The following is a 21,378-nucleotide window of genomic DNA, read 5'->3' on the forward strand; positions in this document are numbered from 1 at the left end:
GATCATGCTGTCCGGTCCGTTCGGGCGCCGGTGGTCCGGCTCCGTCGCTCGCCTACTGGCCACCGCGGTGATCGGCGTGCTGGTCCTCGGCGGTTGCGCGCGCGGTGCCGGCGAGGTCGCCGATATCAGCCGGGTGCCCACACCGGACCCCGGGCTCGACAGCGGCATGGTGCACATCGCCGACGGCCGGCTTCAAGGGGCTGCCGCCTCCGGCTACGTTCTGTTCCAAGGCATCCCGTACGCGGCGCCCCCGGTGGGCCCGCTGCGCTGGCAACCACCCGCGCCGGTCACCCCGTGGTCGGGTGTCCGGGACGCGACCAAGCCCCGTCCCCGCTGCGTGCAGGACACCTCGCGCGATCCCGGTTGGGGCCGCAAGATCTCGGAAGACTGCCTGACACTCAACGTCTGGGTGCCCGCCGGTGCCGTCGGGCTGCCGGTGATGTTCTGGATTCACGGCGGCGCGTTCCTCAACGGCAGCGGCGAGCTGTACGGCTCGCGCTGGTTGGCGACCAAGGGCCGGGTCATCGTGGTCACCATCAACTATCGGCTCGGGGCGCCGGGATTCCTCGCTCACCCGGGCGTCGGGGACGGCAATTACGGGCTCGCCGACCAACAGGCGGCGCTGCGCTGGGTGCACGACAACATCGGTGCGTTCGGTGGTGATCCCGCGAAAGTCACCATCGCCGGGGAGTCGGCGGGGGCGATGTCGGTATGCGATCACCTTGTGGCGCCTGGTTCGGCGGGACTGTTCCGGGCCGTCATCATCCAGAGCGGTCCGTGTCAGGCGCAGGCCGACCTGGCCGCCGCGCGGCGCGAGAGCCTGCGCTACGCCGCGCGGATGGGCTGCGCCGATCCGGCGGACGCGGCGCGTTGCCTCCGCGCGCTGCCCGCGGCCAGACTCGATCAGCCACCGTGGTTCTACCGGATCGGCAGTGATTGGCTGACCGGCCCGACGACCGGCACACCGATCCTGCCGGCCGATCCGGTCGCGATGATCCACGACGGAAAGGCGGCCAGGGTCCCGGTGCTCATCGGGACCACCGCCGACGAATTCACGCTGTTCGTGGCTCTGCAGTACCTGCGTACCGGGCACAAGTCCACTCCCGCCGACTACCCGGGCCTGCTCGCGGACACCTTCGGTCGCCAGGGTGCTGCGGTCGGCGCGCGATATCCGCTGACTCGCTTCGGCGGTGACGCATCGCTGGCGTACGCCGCGGCGGTCACCGACGGTGTCTTCGCCTGCGTCGCGCACCGGATGGCCACCGACTTGGGCAGGTCGGCGCCGGTGTACGGCTACGAGTTCGACGATCCCGCTCCACCGACTCCGGACCCGTTGCGGCACCTGCCCTTCTCGGTGGGCGCCAGCCACTCCCTGGACTTGCGGTACCTGTTCGAGATCGGCGGGGCGCCCGCCTTGACCGCGGCCCAGCAGCGGCTGTCCGATCAGATGCTGTCGTACTGGACGCAATTCGTCACCACCGGTGTCCCCGCCGTGCCGGGTGGGCCGGTGTGGCCAACGGTCGACGGCGAACCTGATGCTCGCCCCGACCTCGATCCCCGTCGCTCCGCTCGCCCCGACCTCGATCCCCGTCGCTCCGCTCGCCCCGACCTCGATCCCCGTCGCTCCGCTCGCCCCGACCTCTCGTCGTGGATGCAGCTGCGACCCGACGGCAGTCGGGTGGTCACCGACTTCGCGGCGGCTCACCAGTGTGCGTTCTGGGCCGGACTGCCGAGCTGACGCCGATGAGCGACTTCGCACAGATCTGGGTGGATGCCTGGAACCGGCACGATGTCGAGGCCGTGCTCGCGCACTTCCACGATGACGTGGTGTTCAGCTCGCCGGTGGCCGGGCGCGTCGTGCCCGGAAGTGGGGGAGTGGTGCGCGGTAAGGCGGCGTTGCGCGAGTACTGGACCAGCGCACTGGCGCAACTTCCCGACCTGCACTTCGATCTGGTCGCGGTCTATCGGGGTGTGTCCACCCTCGTCATCAACTACCGCAATCAGCGCGGACAGCTGGTCAACGAGGTCCTCATCTTCGACGGGGAACTGGTGTGCGAGGGCCACGGCACCTACCTGGAGTAGATGCACTGGATCGGCTCAGGCCGGCGTGACCCAGGTGGTGATCTCGGCGTGCACCACTTCCGCGCCCGTACGGTCCAGGATCCGGACCGGGACGACGATCTCGGTGCCCTCGGCGAGCGCACCGAAGTCCGGCACCTCGAACCCCGCGACGGCCCGCAGCGACGAGGTGGCCTTGGCCAGATACTGGACCGTCATGGCCTTGGGGATCCAGCGATGCGTGGCGGGCACCGTGGCTTCCATGGCCATCCCCATCGCCACCTCGGCGGCGTTACAGGACGCGATCGCATGCACGGTGTGCAGATGGTTGTAGACGAAGAACCACTTGGGCACCGTCACCTCGGCGAGGCCGGGCTCCATCCGCCGCACGTGCGGCAGCACCGAGGCGAAGTACGGCACGCGGATCATGGCGGCGGCGGAGAACAGGAGGGTGCCGCCGGGCCGCCGGGACAGCTGTTGCCATGCGCGATAGGTCGAGCTCGGAGGCCACATGTGCGATACCTTACTTCGGAGTAAGATGTAGCCGGCTGCCGAGGCTGAAGCCAGGATGATTTCGGTCCGCGAGGGGTTCCTTAGCCTCAGCCTCGGTGCTCCGATCTGTCCCGATCGCGGTTGGCGCGGGGCCGTCCGCCTGGAATTTGGCTGCCGCCCCGATCTGAGGCATACTGTTCGGGTTGCCTTGAGCCGGGTTCGCCTGGTCGGGCATGCGACCAGCGTCCTCACGGGCGCGTCCGGTCCCCACCTCGATCGCGAGCGAAATCTCGAACGCGGACGAGTGTGCGCAAGGGCGACACACCCGAGCGCGGGGGTCGGTGTACCAGAGACAGGTAAACAGCGGCGGCATAGCCAGCGCGGCGCACTCGTGCGTGGCGCGCTAGACCAAGCAGGAACGAACATGGCCCAACCGTGGGCCCGTTAGTAGTGAGGTAGGAGAAGCGTGGCGGGACAGAAGATCCGCATCAGGCTCAAGGCCTACGACCATGAGGCGATCGACGCCTCGGCGCGAAAGATCGTCGAGACTGTCACCCGTACGGGCGCCAGCGTGGTCGGCCCGGTGCCGCTGCCGACCGAGAAGAACGTGTATTGCGTTATCCGGTCTCCCCATAAGTACAAGGACTCGCGGGAGCATTTCGAAATGCGTACCCACAAGCGCCTTATCGACATCCTCGACCCGACGCCGAAGACCGTTGACGCCTTGATGCGCATCGATCTCCCGGCGAGTGTCGACGTCAACATCCAGTAGGAGACCCGAGAAAAATGGCTAGAAAAGGCATTTTGGGCACCAAGCTGGGCATGACGCAGGTGTTCGACGAGAACAACAAAGTCGTCCCGGTGACGGTCGTCAAGGCCGGCCCCAACGTGGTGACCCGCATCCGCACCACCGAGCGTGACGGTTACAGCGCCGTGCAGCTCGCCTACGGCGAGATCAGCCCGCGCAAGGTCAACAAGCCGGTCGCCGGCCAGTTCGCCGCCGCCGGGGTCAACCCGCGCCGGCACCTGGCGGAGCTGCGCCTGGAGAACGAAGCCGCCGCCGCCGAGTACGAGGTCGGCCAGGAGCTGACCGCCGACATCTTCGCCGATGGTGCGTATGTCGACGTGACCGGCACCAGCAAGGGCAAGGGCTTCGCCGGCACCATGAAGCGCCACGGTTTCAAGGGCCAGGGTGCTTCGCACGGTGCGCAGGCCGTGCACCGTCGTCCCGGCTCGATCGGTGGCTGCGCCACCCCGGGCCGCGTCTTCAAGGGCACCCGTATGTCGGGCCGCATGGGTAGCGATCGCATCACCACCCAGAACCTGAAGGTGCACAAGGTCGACGCCGAGAACGGCGTGCTGTTGATCAAGGGCGCAGTTCCCGGGCGCAACGGTGGACTGGTCGTGGTTCGCACCGCGATCAAACGAGGTGAGAAGTAATGACTTCTTTGAAGATTGACGTTCATACCCCGGACGGCAAGCTGGATGGTTCCGTGGAACTGCCGGCTGCCCTCTTCGACGCCGAAGCCAACATCGCGCTGCTGCACCAGGTGGTCAACGCGCAGCTGGCTGCCGCCCGCCAGGGCACGCATTCGGCCAAGACTCGCGCCGAGGTGTCCGGTGGCGGCAAGAAGCCGTACCGCCAGAAGGGCACCGGCCGCGCGCGCCAGGGCTCGACTCGTGCGCCGCAGTTCACCGGTGGTGGCGCAGTGCATGCGCCGAAGCCGCGTGACTACAGCCAGCGCACCCCGAAGAAGATGATCGCCGCCGCCCTGCGCGGGGCGCTCTCGGACCGGGCGCGCAACGAGCGGATCCACGCCGTCACCGAACTGGTGGCCGGCCAGGTCCCGTCCACGAAGAGCGCCAAGGGTTTCCTGGGCACGCTGACCGACCGCAAGCGCGTGCTGGTGGTCATCGGCCGCGCCGACGAGGTCGGTGCCAAGAGCGTGCGCAACCTCCCCGGGGTGCACGTGCTCTCGGCCGACCAGCTGAACACCTACGACGTGCTCCGTGCCGATGACATCGTGTTCAGCGTCGAGGCGCTCAACGCGTACATCGCCGCGAACACGAAGGACCAAAAAGAAGGAGCGTCGGTCTGATGGCAACGATTACCGACCCCCGCGACATCATCCTGGCCCCGGTCATCTCGGAGAAGTCCTACGGACTGATCGAGGGCAACGTGTACACGTTTGTGGTGCACCCGGATTCGAACAAGACGCAGATCAAGATCGCCGTCGAGAAGATCTTCTCCGTCAAGGTCGACTCGGTGAACACCGCCAACCGGCAGGGCAAGCGCAAGCGCACCCGCACCGGCTACGGCCAGCGCAAGAGCACCAAGCGCGCGATCGTGACCCTGGCGCCGGGCAGCAAGCCGATCGACCTCTTCGGAGCACCGGCCTGACCGGCCGGGAGTTAAGGGATTAACTGATAATGGCAATTCGCAAGTACAAGCCGACGACCCCCGGTCGTCGCGGTTCGAGCGTCTCCGACTTCGCCGAGATCACTCGTTCGACTCCGGAGAAGTCGCTGATCCGCCCGCTGCACAGCACCGGTGGACGTAACGCCCACGGCCGCATCACGACTCGGCACAAGGGTGGCGGCCACAAGCGCGCCTACCGCGTCATCGACTTCCGTCGCCATGACAAGGACGGCGTCAACGCCAAGGTCGCTCACATCGAGTACGACCCGAACCGCACCGCGAACATCGCGCTGCTCCACTTCCTCGACGGCGAGAAGCGCTACATCATCGCGCCGCAGGGTCTGAAGCAGGGCGATGTCATCGAGCAGGGCCCCAACGCCGATATCAAGCCGGGTAACAACCTGCCGCTGCGCAATATCCCGGCCGGTACCGTCATCCACGCTGTGGAGCTGCGGCCCGGCGGCGGTGCCAAGCTGGCCCGCTCGGCCGGCGTCAGCATCCAGCTGCTGGGCAAGGAAGGCACCTACGCGTCGCTGCGTATGCCGTCCGGTGAAATCCGTCGGGTCGACGTGCGCTGCCGCGCCACCGTCGGCGAGGTGGGTAACGCCGAGCAGGCCAACATCAACTGGGGCAAGGCCGGCCGCATGCGGTGGAAGGGCAAGCGCCCGACCGTCCGTGGTGTCGTGATGAACCCGGTCGACCACCCGCATGGTGGTGGTGAGGGTAAGACGTCCGGTGGTCGTCACCCGGTGAGCCCCTGGGGCAAGCCCGAGGGCCGCACCCGCAAGCCCAACAAGGCGAGCGACAAACTCATCGTCCGACGCCGGCGCACCGGCAAGAATAAGCGCTAGGAGTAGCCAGCGATGCCACGCAGCCTGAAGAAGGGCCCGTTCGTCGACGACCATCTGCTCAAGAAGGTCGACGTCCAGAACGAGAAGAACACCAAGCAGGTCATCAAGACCTGGTCGCGCCGGTCCACCATCATCCCGGACTTCATCGGTCACACCTTCGCCGTCCACGACGGTCGCAAGCACGTGCCGGTGTTCGTCACCGAGGCGATGGTCGGGCACAAGCTGGGCGAGTTCGCGCCCACCCGTACGTTCAAGGGTCACATCAAGGATGACCGGAAGGCGAAGCGCCGGTAATGAGTACTCCGTTGAAAACAGGCACGGAATATCCGTCCGCGACGGCGGTGGCACGTTTCGTGCACATGTCGCCGACCAAGGCACGCCGGGTCATCGACCTGGTTCGCGGCAAGTCCGTGGCCGAGGCGCTCGACATCCTGCGCTGGGCTCCCCAGGAGGCCAGCGAGACGGTCGCCAAGGTGATCGCCAGCGCGGCCGCCAATGCGCAGAACAACGACGGTCTGGACCCGGCGACCCTGGTGGTCGCCACCATTCACGCCGACGGTGGCCCGACCGCCAAGCGCATCCGTCCGCGCGCCCAGGGGCGTGCGTTCCGGATCCGTAAGCGCACCAGCCACATCACCGTGATCGTGGAGAGCCGTCCGCCCAAGCAGACGGGTGCCGCTGCGTCGTCAGCGCGCAGCCGCCGCGCCCAGGGCAGCAAGGCCGCTTCGACCAAAACCAAGGCTTCCGCAGAAGCGAAGGAGGGCTCGGAGTAGTGGGCCAGAAGATCAATCCGCACGGCTTCCGCCTCGGTATCACCACCGATTGGAAGTCCCGGTGGTACGCCGACAAGCAGTACTCGGATTACGTGAAGGAAGACGTCGCGATCCGTCGTCTGTTGGCCACCGGCCTCGAGCGCGCCGGCATCGCCGATGTGGAGATCGAGCGCACCCGGGACCGGGTCCGCGTTGACATCCACACCGCGCGCCCGGGCATCGTGATCGGCCGCCGCGGCACGGAGGCCGACCGCATCCGCACCGACCTGGAGAAGCTCACCAAGAAGCAGGTGCAGCTGAACATCCTCGAGGTGAAGAACCCCGAGTCGGTGGCACAGCTGGTGGCCCAGGGCGTCGCCGAGCAGCTGAGCAACCGGGTGGCGTTCCGCCGCGCGATGCGCAAGGCGATCCAGTCGGCGATGCGGCAGCCCAACGTCAAGGGCATCCGGGTGCAGTGCTCGGGCCGCCTCGGCGGTGCTGAGATGAGCCGCTCGGAGTTCTACCGCGAAGGTCGCGTCCCGCTGCACACGCTGCGCGCGGATATCGACTACGGCCTCTACGAGGCGAAGACCACCTTCGGCCGCATCGGTGTGAAGGTCTGGATCTACAAGGGTGACATCGTCGGCGGCAAGCGTGAGCTGACCGCCGCCGCGCCCGCCGCAGATCGTCCGCGCCGGGATCGTCCGTCGGGCACTCGTCCGCGCCGTAGCGGTGCATCGGGTACCACGGCGACGAGCACCGACGCCGGACGCGCCGCGAGCGGTGACGACACAGCCGCGCCGACCGCTGACGCTGCTGTCGAGGCAACCGCCGAGAGCACGGAGAACTAATCATGTTGATTCCCCGCAGGGTCAAGCACCGCAAGCAGCACCACCCGGAGCAGCGTGGCATCGCCAGCGGCGGCACCTCGGTCAGCTTCGGCGACTACGGCATCCAGGCACTGGAGCACGCCTACATCACCAACCGGCAGATCGAGTCCGCTCGTATCGCCATCAACCGGCACATCAAGCGTGGCGGCAAGGTGTGGATCAACATCTTCCCGGACCGCCCGCTGACCAAGAAGCCCGCCGAAACCCGCATGGGTTCGGGTAAGGGTTCGCCGGAGTGGTGGGTGGCCAACGTCAAGCCCGGTCGGGTGCTGTTCGAGATCAGCTTCCCGGACGAGAAGATCGCCAAGGAAGCGCTCACCCGCGCAATCCACAAGCTGCCGATCAAGGCACGCATCGTGACACGAGAGGAGCAGTTCTGATGGCAGTGGGAATTTCGCCCGGCGAACTGCGTGAGCTGACCGACGAAGAGCTCACCACTCGTGTGCGCGAGTCGAAGGAAGAGCTGTTCAACCTGCGCTTCCAGATGGCGACCGGACAGCTCGCCAACAACCGGCGGCTGCGCGTCGTCCGCCAGGAGATCGCACGGGTCTACACCGTGCTGCGTGAACGTGAATTGGGTCTGGCCTCCGGACCCGTTGGTGAGGATTCGTAAAATGGCAGAAGAGACTGCGAAAGCAGCAGGCCCCAACCACACGCCGGCCGCCGAGACGACCCGTGGGCGTCGCAAGACGGCCATCGGTTACGTGGTCAGCGACAAGATGCAGAAGACCATCGTGGTCGAGCTGGAATCTCGCAAGAGCCACCCGCTCTACGGCAAGATCATCCGGACCACCACGAAGGTCAAGGCGCACGACGAGAACGGCGTAGCCGGTGTCGGCGACCGCGTCTCGCTGATGGAGACCCGACCGTTGTCGGCCACCAAGCGGTGGCGGCTGGTCGAGGTGCTCGAGCGCGCCAAGTAAGACCGCATGAGTGAAAACCCCCGCCCGATGGCGGGGGTTTTTGCGTACTCGTGCCCGACACGCGGATCCTGTTGCCGCAGTTGCCGATCGACAGGGACGTCGCCGGCAGTGGGTGACGGTGTGGAATGGCACGTTGCTGTTTCAATCGTTACAGGGCGAAACCGACTCGGCCTACCGATGAGAATGCTTGCTGAACAACCTTTCTGCCAATTCGGATAAATCGTTTTGGTTATTGCTTTGACTGTCTCGGCAGTTCGCCGAAATACCTTTTTGCGTGCGGCTTTCCCGCGACGCTGGAAATCGGTGGATATCAATTTCGCCACTCGTCTACCACCTGCGGGCATAGCGAATATGGTTTGCCCTGATGATCGAGAGATTGCGGTCGCTGATTGCGGTACTGAGTGTCGTCGTGGCGACGCTGATGGTGCCGGGTGTGCAGGTGGCACACGCAGTTCCGGAGCAGCCGTGGTTGGCGGATTCGCCCACACTGGCCTTGACCGATCTGGGTCTTGATCCCGATCTGTTGCTGTACGGCCAAGTGGGCACCGCGACCCTCACGGTCCCGGTTCCGGCCGGGATGGTGCCGTCGACGCTGAACCTCACCGCGCAATTGCCGGTGGACGTGCGCAGCGCGACGATCACGGTCAGCCAGGACAACCGGGTGATCACTCAGGCCGACATTCCGGCGCAGCGTGGTCCTGTCGTCATACCCCTGGGCGGGGTGCTGGTGGTCGACAACGCGATATCGCTGCTGGTGCGCAGCTACCTGCTGCCGCTCGACGGGTACTGCCTCGATCCCACCAATCCGTTACGACTGACCGACGTCTCGCTGAGTTACACCGGGCGCGAGCAGGTTCCGGACGTGGTGGCGGACTTCCTGCCGCCCATCCTGCGAAAACTGGTGATCTATACCAGCCGGCGGCCGTCGCAAACCGAAGCGAATGCCGTCGTGCAGTTGGCCACCGCGGTCACCTCACACTATGGGAAGCAGAACCCGACGGTGGAAGTGGCGCCGCTGCCTGCGCCGGCCGCGCAGCCACCCGGTTCGGCACGCCCGCTCGAGCGCCACATCGTGGTCTCCGAGGGACCCGATGCAGGCGTGTCGCTGTATCCCGGCGGCGGAATGCCCGCATTGCTCGTCACGGGCCCCGCCGCCGCGCTCACGAATCAGGCAAGACTGCTCACCAGCGGTCTCTCCAAGTACGCACTGTCATCGAAAGCCGTTGTCGGACCGCTGGATTCCGCTCCGCAGCTGCCGGGCAACGAGACGACGATCCGTAAGCTGGGGCAGCCGGGCGTGAACGCCGTCGCCCTCAACCCGCAGGTCGGGATCGCGCTGGATCAGACCCGATTGGGCCGCGCCGCCCACAACATCAGAGTGCATCTGCAGGGGTCCTACACACCGCTTCCGAACAGCATCGGTGGGCAACTTGTCGCCACCATCGGCGCAGAGACGATCGCCAGGTGGCCTGCCGACGCCAGTGGCGTGGTCGACCGTTGGGTGGACATTCCCGATCGGCTGCTGCAGCGCTATACGACGCTGGCCGTGCAGGTGAGTATTTCCGGCAACACCGGTCGGTGCGGAGAGTTCCAGCCCATCACACTGATCATCGACGGGGAGAGCGCGGTGCGCAGCGAACCGGCGCGGCCGCCCGTGCCGGGCGGATTCCAGTCGCTACCGCAGGCATTGATGCCGCGCGTGGTGATCGGGATCGGCGATGATCGGTTCGGCGACACCGTACGGGCGGTGCAGATCATGACTGGCTTGCAGCGGCTGAGCGCACTGCCGATGGACACCTCGGTGGTACCGCTCGCAGAGGCCGTCGCATCCACGAATCCCGCGGTACTGATCTCCCCACCGGGGTGGACCGACTCTGCGGTCACGTTGCCCGTCTCAGCGCCGGATGCCGTCCCGATGACCGTCAACGTGTACGACGACGGCGGCAACGCGACGACGCTGACACTGGAGCCTGCGCTCAAATTCGCCTCACTGCAGGTGATTTTCGACGGTCGGCGTTCGGTGCTGGTGGCGACGTCGAATGGAGCGCCCGCTCAACTCGACGAGCTGTTGACGTGGTTGGGTGCCGATGAACGTCGGTGGTCCATCGTCGACGGCGTCGCCCTGGTCTCCATCGCCGGTCGCCCTCCCGTCACGGTGACTGCCCCACAGCCGACGGCGGAGCCCGCGTCGACCAACACTTCCTCCGGAGCCGTCTGGTGGTGGATCGGTGGGTCGATGCTGGTCATCGTGTTGGCGTTGACGGTCTGGTTGCGGATCCGGGAGCGGCGCCGCATCAAGGGCGGCTGAGGTGACCGCCGCCACCGACACCTCCGAACGGCCCAGATGGACCCTCCGGAATCGGTCGGTGGAAAACCTGCATCCGGTGACGCGGATGGTCCTGCGGTGGGGGTTCATCGCGATCCTGACGGTCGCGGCATTCCACCGCACCATCGCGAGTGCGTGGGCGACAACCGTCGGCGGTGGCTTCGGCGGATACGTGTGGATCGTCCCGATTGCTGCGGCGCTGGCGGCGATCGGCATCGCACGGCGGCACCGCACCGAGCTGCCCATCCACGATCGTCAGACAGACATCATCGTCGCGACGATGGGTCTGGTGATGGCGCTGCTGGTACACGGCGTCCTGCTACAGCGCTACGGCTTGTACTTTCACCTCCTACGGCTGGATCTGGTGGCGATGTGGCTGTTCATCGTCAGTGCGAGTGTGGCGATGTTCGGATTGCGCCCCGTCATCCGGTTCGGCTGGGCGTGGCTGGTGCTGTTCATGGTGTTCCCGCTCCCGTACTACCTGACCGTGATCGTGTTGGGCGGGAATCGGGTTGCCGCCGGCGTGGGGACGATGGTGATCGCCGCGACGGCCACCGCGACGGCTGTCGGGCGACGGGTCAGTCGCGCGATGGTGGGCTCCAATCTGGCTTGGCTGGTCGGTCTGCTGATCCTGGCTTTCATGGCGGTCTTCCTGCCCAGTGCAAACCTGAGGTTGTATCAGTACGTTCCCGCGCTCACGTCCATCTGTGTGGTGGGCTCGTTGATGTACCTGGCCGCCCGGCGTGGTGAACCTAAGCGGGTACTCGACCGCAAACTGGAACCTCTTGCCGCCCGCCAGATCTGGTCGGCCGTGCCACTGGTACTCGTCATCGCGGTCCTGCTGTCCGTTGTCCGATTGCCAGAGGTCGGGCTCGCCTCTCCGGCGCGGGTCGACACGATGGATTTCTCGGCGCCGATGAAGGCGCCGCCTGGCTGGCACATCGTGGAGAGCCAGCGCTACACCTGGGTCACCCGGTACTACGGCCGCGGCGCGGTGCTCACCAGGCAGAAGATGGTCGCCGATCGAGGGAACCCGCACTATGACAAGTTCTCCCGACCGCGCACCGTGATGGTCGACAGCATCACCACGCTCCGGCCGTTCTCGTTGGATGTCTATCCCACCCGAATGATGTACCGGGTCAACGGCATCCGGCTCAGCGGCATTCGTCCGGTGGATCTCGGGTACGGGACCGGGGCCGACCTGTTCTCGGTGGTCGACGACAAGATCCTGGTGAGTTGGGACGGCCTGCAGTGGACGTGGACCAACGGGACCGTGGGCCGCCGGGTGCTGGCCATCGCGGTGGACAACCACGAGGACTGGGCACCGTTCCCGCAGCCGACCGGTGGCCTGGTTCCGACGCTGAACTCGATGTTCACGGTGTTGTTCCGCGGAAATTCCGCCACCGCCGACGACGATCCGAACATCAAAGACGACGAGCTGCTCACCGAATTCGGGCACGCGCTGGTGCGCGCCGAGTTGGAGCCGCTGGGGGTGGACCCGTGACACCGCAGATGCCGTTCCCGGTCGATGTCGGGTTGACCGAGGAGCATCGACGGTTCGCGCTGGATCGGGCGATCAACGGTCTACGCGAGGAGCATCCGATGCAGTCGGCCTCGCGTGCGGTGTGGGGGTGGCAGAAACCGACGCTGCTCACCGCGGTCGGCGTGACGCTGATATCGGCCGTGTTGTTTCCGATGCAGACCGCGGTGACGCTGATCGGGCTGTGCACCTTCGGATATGTGCTCACCATGACCGACCGGCTACTGATCTTCCGAGAAGGTCTGGCGTCGAAGCCGATCACCATCACCGATGAGCAAGCCCGTGCCATCCCCGACGACGATCTTCCGCGTTACACGATTCTGGTGCCCGCCTACAACGAGCCCGAGGTCGTCGGCGATCTGATCGGTGCGATGTCTGCGCTGGAATATCCAGCGCACAAGCTGCAGGTGCTGCTGCTCCTTGAGGAGGACGACGACGTCACCATCGCCGCCGCCCAGGCGTGCGGTGAATCCGATGTCATCACGATCCTGCTGGTTCCGCCGGCGGATCCGCGGACCAAGCCCAAGGCGTGCAATTACGGGCTGTGTTTCGCGACCGGCAGCATCGTCACGATCTATGACGCCGAGGATCTGCCGGAACCACTGCAACTGCGCCGCGTTGTCGCGGCGTTCGCATCGTTACCGGATCGGATCGCCTGTGTCCAAGCGAAACTGGAGTATCACAACGGTCACCAGAACATCCTCACGGGATGGTTCACGGCCGAATACGGACTGTGGTTCGGCTATCTGCTGCCCGGGATGATGCGGAGCACGTCCCCGATTCCCCTCGGGGGAACCTCCAATCATCTGCGCCGGGAAGTCCTCGACGAGATCGGTGCGTGGGACCCGTTCAATGTCACCGAGGATGCGGACCTCGGTCTGCGCATCGACGCATCCGGCTATCACACCGCGGTGATCGATTCGGCAACCCAGGAAGAGGCGAACTCGGATCCGATCAACTGGATCAGACAGCGATCCCGTTGGTACAAGGGTTATCTGCAGACCTGGCTCGTGCACATCCGCAACCCACTCCAGCTCTACCGGGTGCTCGGGCCACGTAGCTTTCTACGATTCAACCTGGTACTGGCCGGCACCCCGATCATCGCCGTGCTCAATCTGGTCTTCTGGCTCATCACTGTGCTGTGGTTCTTGGGTCAGCCGGCAGTCGTGGGTGCGGTGTTCCCGCCGATCGTCTACTTCCCGGCCCTGGTCGCGTTGGTGTTGGGCAATGCGGCGACGATCTACATGAATCTCATCGCCCTGCGTGAAGACGACCGCTCGGACCTGTTGGTCGCTGCGATGACGGTGCCGCTTTTCTGGCTGATGATGAGCATCGCCGCGGCCAAGGGCGTGTACCAGATCATCCGCAATCCGTCCTACTGGGAGAAGACGTTCCACGGTCTCTCGGCCAAACCGGCTGACGGTGGGGACGCGCCGACGTGAGGCTCCGGCTGCTCTCGGACCGGCAGTGCAAGTGGCTGGTGTACGTCACGATGGTGACGGCCTACCTGGCCGTCGGATACTGGCTGCAGGTGCGCAACGGGTTCATCCTCGGAGATGCGCTGTCGCGGGTGCAGGCCTCGGAAAGCGTGCTCTACAGCCGTGATCCTCATCTGGCCGCGATCGGGTTCATCTTCACACCTCTCACAGCCATGCTCGAGATTCCGGTCATGTTGTTGTCGCCGTTCTTCCCGGATCTGACGGCGCGCGGATTCGCGGGCAGCGTCATGTCCGCGGTGTTCATGGCCGGTGCTGTGGTGCAGATCTTCGCGACTGGCAGTGACCGCGGCCTGCCCCGGGCCTATACCGTCACGATCACCGCGCTGTTCGCCCTCAACCCGATGATCGTGTTCTACGGATCCAACGGGATGAGCGAGGCGCCTTTCATCTTCTTCATGACCTGGGCAGTCCGCCGTCTCATCCTCTGGATGACCGATGACGATGTGCATCATCTGGTGGCGGCGGGCGGTATCGCGTTGGGCTTGGCCTACCTCACTCGATACGACGCGGTGGGCACCGTGGCGGCCGCCGGCCTGCTCGTGGGGGCGACGACCTACCTGCGCGCGCGGGAGGCACCCCGCATCCGGCGCGCTCTGCTCGACCTGTTGCTGGTCAGCCTGCCGGGAGCCGCGGCCTTCGTCGGCTGGGCCGCGACCAGTTGGCTGATCACCGGTGACGCCTTCGGTCAGTTCAGCTCCCAATACGGGAATTCGGCGATCTTGAAACAGTCCGGCGGGGCTGCTGCCACCAGTTTCACCGGCGGTCTGGCGTTCGCCGCGGTGTGCATCACCCTGCTGGCGCCGACCTTGTTGCCGATCGCATTGTGGGCGGGCGTGGCGCGCAGGCACAGCCCGCATCGCGGAGTGCTGGCGGTGCCGGTACTGATGTACGGGGCGGTGCTCGCATTCCAGACCTACACCTTCGCCACGGGGGCGACCTTTCCGTTCTTGCGTTTCTACATTGCCGCGATCCCGTTGGCGTCGACGCTGGCGATGCTCGCGGTGCCGGAGGGCAGACTGACCGAACCCAAACGGCGTGGACGGCACGCGCCGCCGACCGCCGCGGCCGCTCCGTATAGGTCGAGGGTCGGTTATGTGGCGGTGGCGATGCTGGCCGCGGTGGCGGTGCCGGTCGCCGCTCGGGGGATGATGTCCCCGCACTATGCACCGCAGGAATACGCGCTGGGCGCAGTGCTGAGCCCGGACCCCGACTCGGTCAGTCCGCAGAAGGCCGTCGAGCGGCGCATCGTCGCCACCTTCTCGACTGAGCGTGAGATCGCGAAGTACCTGGATAGTCTCGATCTTCCGGACAGCTCGGTGATCACCGACACCGTGTACGGGTTCGCGGTTGTGGTGGCTTCCGAGAATCCGCAGATCTTCGTCGTGCCCTCTGACCCGGATTTCGTCGAGTTGCTCAACGACCCGTCCGCGCACGGGATCAAGTACCTGCTGTCGGTTCCGCCCAGCGGGCGAGGGGCCTCCGATGCCCTGAATCAGCGTTACCCGACGCTGTACGACACCGGATCCGATGTCGCCACGTTGGAACTGGAGATTCCCAACGACGGCGACAGCCAACCGGATTGGCGGCTGTACCGGGTGCACGATCCGGTGAATCCGATGGCCTGACGGAGGCCAGAACCGCGTGCTCAACGCCTCCGATCGTTGTCGGCGTCAATTTTCTCAGGTGCGCCCTACTCCACGGGTGTAATCTCCGGGCGACCGTCGAGCGAACGGCGGATCCGACGACTGCAAGAGGGCTGCCATGGCATCGGAGTTCAATGGGAAGATCGCTGTCGACATCCGGGATTCGGAGCCGGACTGGAGCCCGTACGCGGCGCCGACGGCGCCCGAGGGTGCGCCCAACGTGCTGTATCTGGTGTGGGACGACACCGGCATCGCCACCTGGGATTGCTTCGGCGGATTGGTGGAGATGCCCGCCATGCAGCGGATCGCGGAGAAGGGGGTGCGGCTGTCGCAGTTCCACACCACGGCTTTGTGCTCGCCGACCCGCGCTTCCCTGCTGACCGGGCGTAACGCCACCACGGTCGGGATGGCCACCGTCGAGGAGTTCACCGACGGTTTTCCCAACTGCAACGGCCGCATCCCGCTGGACACCGCGCTGTTGTCCGAGGTGCTCGCCGAACGCGGTTACAACACCTACGCCGTCGGGAAATGGCACCTGACGCCCTTGGAGGAGTCCAACCTCGCCGCCACCAAACGACATTGGCCGCTGGGCCGCGGTTTCGAACGGTTCTACGGCTTCATGGGCGGCGAGACCGACCAGTGGTACCCCGACCTCGTCTACGACAACCACCCGGTCGCGCCGCCGGCGACTCCCGAGGATGGCTATCACCTGTCGAAGGATCTGGCGGACAAGGCAATCGAGTTCATCCGCGACTCCAAGGTGATCGCGCCGGACAAGCCGTGGTTCTCGTATCTGTGCCCGGGGGCCGGGCATGCACCCCATCACGTCTTCGCCGAGTGGGCGGACCGGTACGCCGGCAAGTTCGACATGGGCTACGAGCTCTATCGCGAACTGGTGCTGGAGAACCAGAAGAAACTCGGCATCGTCCCGCCGGATACCGAGCTGTCCCCGATCAATCCGTACCTGGACGTCAAGGGCGCGGGCGGTGAGCCGTGGCCGTTGCAGGACACCGTCCGGCCGTGGGAGACGCTCAACGACCAGGAGAAGCGACTGTTCGCCCGGATGGCCGAGGTGTTCGCCGGATTCCTGTCCTACACCGACGCCCAGATCGGCCGGGTCCTGGACTACCTCGAGGAGTCCGGGCAGCTCGACAACACGATCATCGTCGTCATCTCCGACAACGGGGCCAGCGGTGAGGGCGGCCCCAACGGTTCGGTCAACGAGAACAAGTTCTTCAACGGCTATATCGACACCGTCGAAGAGAGCATGCGCTTCTACGACCAACTCGGCGGTCCGGACACCTACAACCACTATCCGATCGGCTGGGCGATGGCATTCAACACGCCCTACAAGCTGTTCAAGCGCTATGCGTCGCATGAAGGCGGTATCGCGGACACCGCGATCATCAGCTGGCCCAAGGGAATCAAGGCCCACGGTGAGTTCCGGGACAACTACGTCAACGTCTGCGACATCACCCCGACGGTCTACGAACTGCTCGGCATCAGCCCGCCGGGCGAGGTGCGCGGTATCGCACAGAAGCCGCTGGACGGGGTGAGCTTCAAAGCCGCTCTTGATGATCCGACGGCGAGCACCGGCAAACAGACGCAGTTCTACTCGATGCTGGGTACGCGCGGGATCTGGCATGACGGGTGGTTCGCCAACGCCGTGCACGCGGCGTCACCGGCCGGCTGGGGTCACTTCGACGAAGACCGATGGGAGTTGTTCCACATCGAGTCCGATCGCAGCCAATGCCATGACCTCGCCGGTGCGAACCCGGAGAAGTTGGAGGAGCTCAAGGCACTGTGGTTCGCGGAGGCCGCCAAGTACAACGGGCTCCCGCTGGGTGATCTGAACATCTTGGAGACGCTCGCCAGATGGCGCCCCTCCCTGGCGGTCGATCGCACCAACTTCACCTACTACCCGGACATCGCCGAGGTCGGTGCCGGCGCCGCCGCCGAATTGCGCGGACAGTCCTTCTCGGTGCTGGCCGAGGTGACCGTGGATGCCGCTGACGCTGAGGGCGTGTTGTTCAAACACGGTGCCGGGCACGGCGGGCATGTGCTGTTCATCCAGGACGGACGACTGCACTACGTCTACAACTTCATGGGCGAAGAGGAGCAGCGGGTCTCGGACTTGGCGCCGGTACCGCTGGGCAGTCACGTCTTCGGGGTGCGTTATGAGCGCACCGGCACCGTCGAAGGGAGCCACACACCGCTGGGGGACGTCTCGTTGTTCGTCGACGACACCGTGGTGGCGACCGGTGCCGGCATCCGCAGCCACCCCGGCAGTTTCGGCCTCTCGGGCGGCGGCATCGCGGTCGGCCGCAACAGCGGACAGGCCGTGTCCAGCACCTACAAGGCACCGTTCGCCTTCACCGGCGGGACCATCGCCAAGGTGGTGGTGGACATCTCGGGTACGCCGTACCGCGACGTGGAACGGGAACTGGCCCGCGCCTTTTCGAAGGACTGAGGACGCCGCCCGCAAGGCTCCGTGGTCGGAGCCTTGCGGGCGGTGGTGGTCGGCATCCCGGATGCGCCGTACCGTGAGGGGAACAAGGAACCGGCTCAAATGCACGCGAAAGGCTGATGACACACCTCGAAGCAATGACCCGCTCGGTGTCGGTGGTGCTGGCGTGTCTGGTGCTCGCCGCCACCGCTGGGTGCGTGCGCACCAGTGCGGGCAACCCGGTCGCCGCGGACACCGGCCGGCCGGGTACGTCGACGACGAAGACGGCGCCGGCTCCGGATTCGTCGGGCTTCGGCGTCGTCCCCACCAGCCGCGCGCCGATCCCGGCGGATGCGGTGACGTGTGCTCCCGAGCAGAAGCCGCGGGTCGGTTTCGTCGCCAAGGTGGCCGATGCGGCCGCGCCGGTGATCACGGTGCCGGTTCCCGACGGCTGGTCGATGCAAAGCGGTAGCGGCGACATCGGCGGCTATCTCAAGGGACCTCAGGGGATGGACTCGACGATCTCCATCGCGCCGACGGCGCTGGAGCCGGCGAAAGCCTTCGACGAGTATGCGGACCGGCTGATGGGGGAGGCCGCGGTCAGTTCGATCAGCGTGCTGCCCGCCGAGTTGTGTCAGTACAGCGGTCAGAAGATGCTCGGCGCATGGTCGGACACGCCGCAGAATGCGGTCGAGTTCGTCGATCGGGTGGTGCACATCTGGACCAACGCCGGCAACTATCTGGTGTCGGTGCACACCACAGCTCCCACCGGGACAACCGGATTCGACGCGGCTGCCGAACTGCTCGCCGGAGATTTCGAGATCCTCCTGCCATGACGCCGACCGAAGTCGTCGCCCTGCCCGGCGGGCGGTTCCGGATGGGTGCCGTCGGTTTCTACCCGGAGGAACAACCGGTCCGGCAGGTCCAGGTCGCACCCTTCGCGATCGAACGGCACCCCGTGACCACCGCGCAGTACGCCGCATTCGTCGATGCCACCGGCTACCGGACGGTTGCTGAGCGACCGATGGATCCGGCGCTCTATCCCGGCGCGGATCCGGCTGACCTGGTACCCGGGGCCATGGTCTTCCGGCAGACGCCCGGGCCGGTGAATCTGGGGGACTGGCGGCAGTGGTGGGACTGGGCGCCCGGGGCGAATTGGCGCCACCCGTTCGGACCGGACCATGCCGAAGCCCCCGCCGATCACCCCGTCGTTCAGGTCGCGTACGCCGACGCGCTGGCCTACGCGGCCTGGGTGGGCCGCCGGTTACCGACCGAGGCCGAGTGGGAGTATGCGGCGCGGGCCGGATCGGAGTCGACCTACGCGTGGGGTGATGACGCGAAGCCGGGCGGAGAGCTGATGGCGAACACGTGGCAGGGCGCCTTCCCCTACCGCAACGACGGCGCGGCCGGCTGGCGGGGCACCTCCCCGGTCGGCACGTTCGCCCCCAACGCCTTCGGGCTGGTCGACATGATCGGCAACGTGTGGGAGTGGACGACCACCGAATTCACCGGGCAGGTTGCCAACGCGTGCTGCCTACCCGCCGACGATCCCGGGGTGAGCCAGGCGCTCAAGGGCGGATCGCATCTGTGCGCGCCGGAGTACTGTCACCGCTATCGCCCTGCGGCCAGGTCGCCGCAGTCCAGGGACACCGCGACGACGCATATCGGGTTCCGCTGCGCGGCGTAGCCGGGGGCAATCCCGCGCGGCCCGACCGGGACAGCGCCCTCAGAACACGAGAATCGCGAAGACCGTGCAGAGCGCCAGACCGGTCATCACCGGCAGGAAGCACTTCCGCGCCAGGGTGAGGACCGGGACCCGCGCGAAGCCGGCTACCGCGACCAGCGAGGACCAAGCGACCAGCGTGCCGCCGCCGGACCAGATATTGCCCATCTGACCGATTGCTGCCAACGTCGAGGGATCCATCCCGGCGGCCGTGCCCAACGCACCCGACAGCGAGCCCGTGAGTGGGAGTCCGCTGAACCCGGAACCCTCCAGACCCGCGATGAGACCGACGAACAACACCGTGAAAGCGATGAGGAACGCATTCGGCGCGACATGGGACAGGGCGGCATTGATGAGGTCGAACAGGAGCGCCGGTCCCGTTGTGCCCTTGGGCATTCCGAGGATCTGAGCGGAGAAGTCCCCGTTGCCGATGAAGAAGAATCCGGCGATCGGCAACACGATGCCCATGGCTTTGAACGCGAACACCAGGCCGTCGACGATGTGGGTCGAGGAACTCTCCAGGAATGCCCTTTTGTTGTTGGTCAGGCAGGCGGCAAACAGCAGCATCGCCGCAATACCGCCGACGATGCCCGCAGCCTCACCGCCCTGCAGGGGCGGTACCAGGCTGGTGAACTTGCCCAGCAACAGATAGACGATCAGTGTCAGGTAAGCCAGTGGCACAATCGTCGCGAACGCCTTGGCCGACAATGATCTCGACGTTGTTGCCGGGTCGGACTCGGCGTGCGCGAGCACGGTCGTCGCGGTCACGGCGTGCACTTCGGCGCTACCGCTGGCGCCGCCGACCGGAACCGGTGCGTCACCACCGCGGCCCGAGCCGGGAGTGCCGACCGATCCCGTATCGCCGGGGCTGTCCGCACTGATCGGTACGCCGAGCTTGTCGGCCTTGTTCTCCCAGTCCACCAACAGGTCCGGGGACGGCTTCTGCCAGGTCCTGCGCTGGGTGAGGTAGGTGATGGCCAACGCGACGAGACCGACGATCAGCGACAGCACCAGGGCCTTGTCGGCGACACCGTCGGTATCGACACCCGCCGCGGTCGCCGAGATTCCCGGGGCGACCTTGATGATGTAGTCCGACGACAGCGCCATGCCCTGGCCCGCGATGGCGATCACCATGCCGACCGACAGTGGACTCATGCCGGCGCGTATCGCCACCGGGATGAGCACGGCACCCACCAGTGGTACCGCCGGAGTCGGCCAGAAGAACAGTGAGATGACGTAGGTGACGATGGCCAGTACGACGAAACTGCTTGTGCCCGCACGCATCACCCGCCGGAATGGGGCCACCATCAGCCGGTCGGCGCCCATCTCGCGCAGCGCGCCGAGCATCGCCGTCACGAAGGCGATGATCAGGAAGATATTGAACAGCTCGTGGGCGGCCACCAGGCTGGCATTGAAGATCGACGCGAGTCCGGTCACGATGCTGCCCGAAAACACCCAGGCGGTAAGCAGAGTCGCGACGACCGCCGGCACCACGATGTTCTTCCGCAGCGCCATCGTGATGAGAATGACCACGATTCCGGCCAGATAGATCCAGTGGGCTGCGCTGAGGTGTGTATCCATCGAGGGTCTTTTCACTCACAACTGCTCGTGGGCTGTGCAGTCTGATGGGGGAATGCTCGACTCGTTGCGTGAACGGGTCAACGCACAGAGTGCACAACGCTGTGCGTGCGCCCCTGTGCAACGTGTTCCGACATTGTCATCCTGATGTCGCGGTGTTTCGCCAACGTTAAAAGTCCGCGCCGGGGTGCGGATCGTCACGATGAGGGGCCCAGAGCCGCCTGTGCACGATGCCCAA

At 66.0% G+C, this 21,378-nt stretch carries 22 protein-coding genes; 20 read left to right on the top strand and 2 right to left on the bottom strand.

Features of this window, described 5'->3' with window-relative positions:
- Positions 1-4: 4 nt before the first annotated feature.
- Complete coding sequence (locus tag FHU31_RS06580; protein WP_167160712.1) at positions 5-1,738, top strand: carboxylesterase/lipase family protein; 1,734 nt, start codon at positions 5-7, stop codon at positions 1,736-1,738.
- Positions 1,739-1,743: 5 nt separating this feature from the next.
- A complete protein-coding gene (locus FHU31_RS06585) occupies positions 1,744-2,082 on the top strand; it encodes a nuclear transport factor 2 family protein (protein WP_167156861.1) in 339 nt (112 codons plus the stop codon).
- 15 nt (positions 2,083-2,097) lie between these two features.
- On the opposite strand, the gene FHU31_RS06590 is transcribed toward FHU31_RS06585, so the two are convergent.
- Positions 2,098-2,571 (bottom strand): hotdog fold domain-containing protein, encoded by a 474-nt coding sequence (locus FHU31_RS06590; RefSeq protein ID WP_167156863.1) that lies wholly within the window; start codon positions 2,569-2,571, stop codon positions 2,098-2,100.
- A 445-nt stretch (positions 2,572-3,016) separates the two neighbouring features.
- On the opposite strand from FHU31_RS06590, the gene rpsJ reads away from it, so the two are divergent.
- The 18 genes from rpsJ to FHU31_RS06680 all read left to right on the top strand — a co-directional run bounded on the left by rpsJ (position 3,017) and on the right by FHU31_RS06680 (position 19,526).
- Positions 3,017-3,322, top strand: a complete 306-nt coding sequence (gene rpsJ / locus FHU31_RS06595) for a 30S ribosomal protein S10 (RefSeq protein WP_003883485.1) — start codon at positions 3,017-3,019, stop codon at positions 3,320-3,322.
- A 14-nt stretch (positions 3,323-3,336) separates the two neighbouring features.
- On the top strand, positions 3,337-3,990 hold the full coding sequence (gene rplC, locus FHU31_RS06600; protein WP_167156865.1) for a 50S ribosomal protein L3: 654 nt from the start codon (positions 3,337-3,339) through the stop codon (positions 3,988-3,990).
- Positions 3,990-4,649, top strand: coding sequence for a 50S ribosomal protein L4 (gene rplD / locus FHU31_RS06605; protein ID WP_167156867.1), 660 nt, complete (start codon positions 3,990-3,992; stop codon positions 4,647-4,649). The genes rplC and rplD overlap by 1 nt, the downstream gene beginning before the upstream one ends.
- Complete coding sequence (gene rplW / locus FHU31_RS06610) at positions 4,649-4,951, top strand: 50S ribosomal protein L23 (RefSeq protein ID WP_090359892.1); 303 nt, start codon at positions 4,649-4,651, stop codon at positions 4,949-4,951. The genes rplD and rplW overlap by 1 nt, the downstream gene beginning before the upstream one ends.
- 29 nt (positions 4,952-4,980) lie before the next feature.
- Positions 4,981-5,820 carry a 50S ribosomal protein L2 gene (gene rplB / locus FHU31_RS06615; RefSeq protein ID WP_090359890.1) on the top strand — a complete coding sequence of 280 codons (840 nt, stop codon included), beginning with the start codon at positions 4,981-4,983 and terminating at the stop codon, positions 5,818-5,820.
- 12 nt (positions 5,821-5,832) lie between these two features.
- Complete coding sequence (rpsS, locus tag FHU31_RS06620) at positions 5,833-6,114, top strand: 30S ribosomal protein S19 (RefSeq protein ID WP_010908582.1); 282 nt, start codon at positions 5,833-5,835, stop codon at positions 6,112-6,114.
- 11 nt (positions 6,115-6,125) lie between these two features.
- Positions 6,126-6,593, top strand: coding sequence for a 50S ribosomal protein L22 (gene rplV, locus FHU31_RS06625; RefSeq protein ID WP_167156869.1), 468 nt, complete (start codon positions 6,126-6,128; stop codon positions 6,591-6,593).
- On the top strand, positions 6,593-7,423 hold the full coding sequence (gene rpsC / locus FHU31_RS06630) for a 30S ribosomal protein S3 (RefSeq protein WP_090359888.1): 831 nt from the start codon (positions 6,593-6,595) through the stop codon (positions 7,421-7,423). Before rplV ends, rpsC begins: the two co-directional genes overlap by 1 nt.
- 2 nt (positions 7,424-7,425) lie before the next feature.
- Positions 7,426-7,842, top strand: a complete 417-nt coding sequence (gene rplP / locus FHU31_RS06635) for a 50S ribosomal protein L16 (RefSeq protein ID WP_090359885.1) — start codon at positions 7,426-7,428, stop codon at positions 7,840-7,842.
- Positions 7,842-8,075 (top strand): 50S ribosomal protein L29, encoded by a 234-nt coding sequence (gene rpmC, locus FHU31_RS06640; RefSeq protein ID WP_090359883.1) that lies wholly within the window; start codon positions 7,842-7,844, stop codon positions 8,073-8,075. The genes rplP and rpmC overlap by 1 nt, the downstream gene beginning before the upstream one ends.
- Before the next feature lies 1 nt (position 8,076).
- Positions 8,077-8,385 (top strand): 30S ribosomal protein S17, encoded by a 309-nt coding sequence (gene rpsQ, locus FHU31_RS06645; protein ID WP_167156871.1) that lies wholly within the window; start codon positions 8,077-8,079, stop codon positions 8,383-8,385.
- Positions 8,386-8,749: 364 nt separating this feature from the next.
- Positions 8,750-10,693 carry a hypothetical protein gene (locus FHU31_RS06650; protein WP_234901147.1) on the top strand — a complete coding sequence of 648 codons (1,944 nt, stop codon included), beginning with the start codon at positions 8,750-8,752 and terminating at the stop codon, positions 10,691-10,693.
- An 85-nt stretch (positions 10,694-10,778) separates the two neighbouring features.
- A complete protein-coding gene (locus FHU31_RS06655; protein ID WP_234901315.1) occupies positions 10,779-12,215 on the top strand; it encodes a hypothetical protein in 1,437 nt (478 codons plus the stop codon).
- 8 nt (positions 12,216-12,223) lie between these two features.
- Entirely contained in the window at positions 12,224-13,693 is a 1,470-nt protein-coding gene (locus tag FHU31_RS06660; RefSeq protein WP_167160716.1) for a glycosyltransferase, read from the top strand.
- A 50-nt stretch (positions 13,694-13,743) separates the two neighbouring features.
- Positions 13,744-15,375, top strand: a complete 1,632-nt coding sequence (locus FHU31_RS06665; protein WP_167160718.1) for an ArnT family glycosyltransferase — start codon at positions 13,744-13,746, stop codon at positions 15,373-15,375.
- A gap of 136 nt (positions 15,376-15,511) precedes the next feature.
- Positions 15,512-17,863, top strand: a complete 2,352-nt coding sequence (locus tag FHU31_RS06670) for an arylsulfatase (RefSeq protein ID WP_167156874.1) — start codon at positions 15,512-15,514, stop codon at positions 17,861-17,863.
- A 116-nt stretch (positions 17,864-17,979) separates the two neighbouring features.
- A complete protein-coding gene (locus FHU31_RS06675) occupies positions 17,980-18,675 on the top strand; it encodes a hypothetical protein (protein WP_234901148.1) in 696 nt (231 codons plus the stop codon).
- A complete protein-coding gene (locus FHU31_RS06680) occupies positions 18,672-19,526 on the top strand; it encodes a formylglycine-generating enzyme family protein (RefSeq protein ID WP_167156876.1) in 855 nt (284 codons plus the stop codon). Before FHU31_RS06675 ends, FHU31_RS06680 begins: the two co-directional genes overlap by 4 nt.
- A gap of 39 nt (positions 19,527-19,565) precedes the next feature.
- Here the strand turns inward: FHU31_RS06680 and FHU31_RS06685 are convergent, their stop codons facing one another.
- Positions 19,566-21,143: a hypothetical protein gene (locus tag FHU31_RS06685; protein ID WP_167156878.1), complete on the bottom strand. Its 1,578-nt coding sequence runs from the start codon at positions 21,141-21,143 to the stop codon at positions 19,566-19,568.
- Positions 21,144-21,378 lie beyond the last annotated feature (235 nt).

The organism is Mycolicibacterium fluoranthenivorans, assembly GCF_011758805.1.
Classification (GTDB): domain Bacteria; phylum Actinomycetota; class Actinomycetes; order Mycobacteriales; family Mycobacteriaceae; genus Mycobacterium; species Mycobacterium fluoranthenivorans.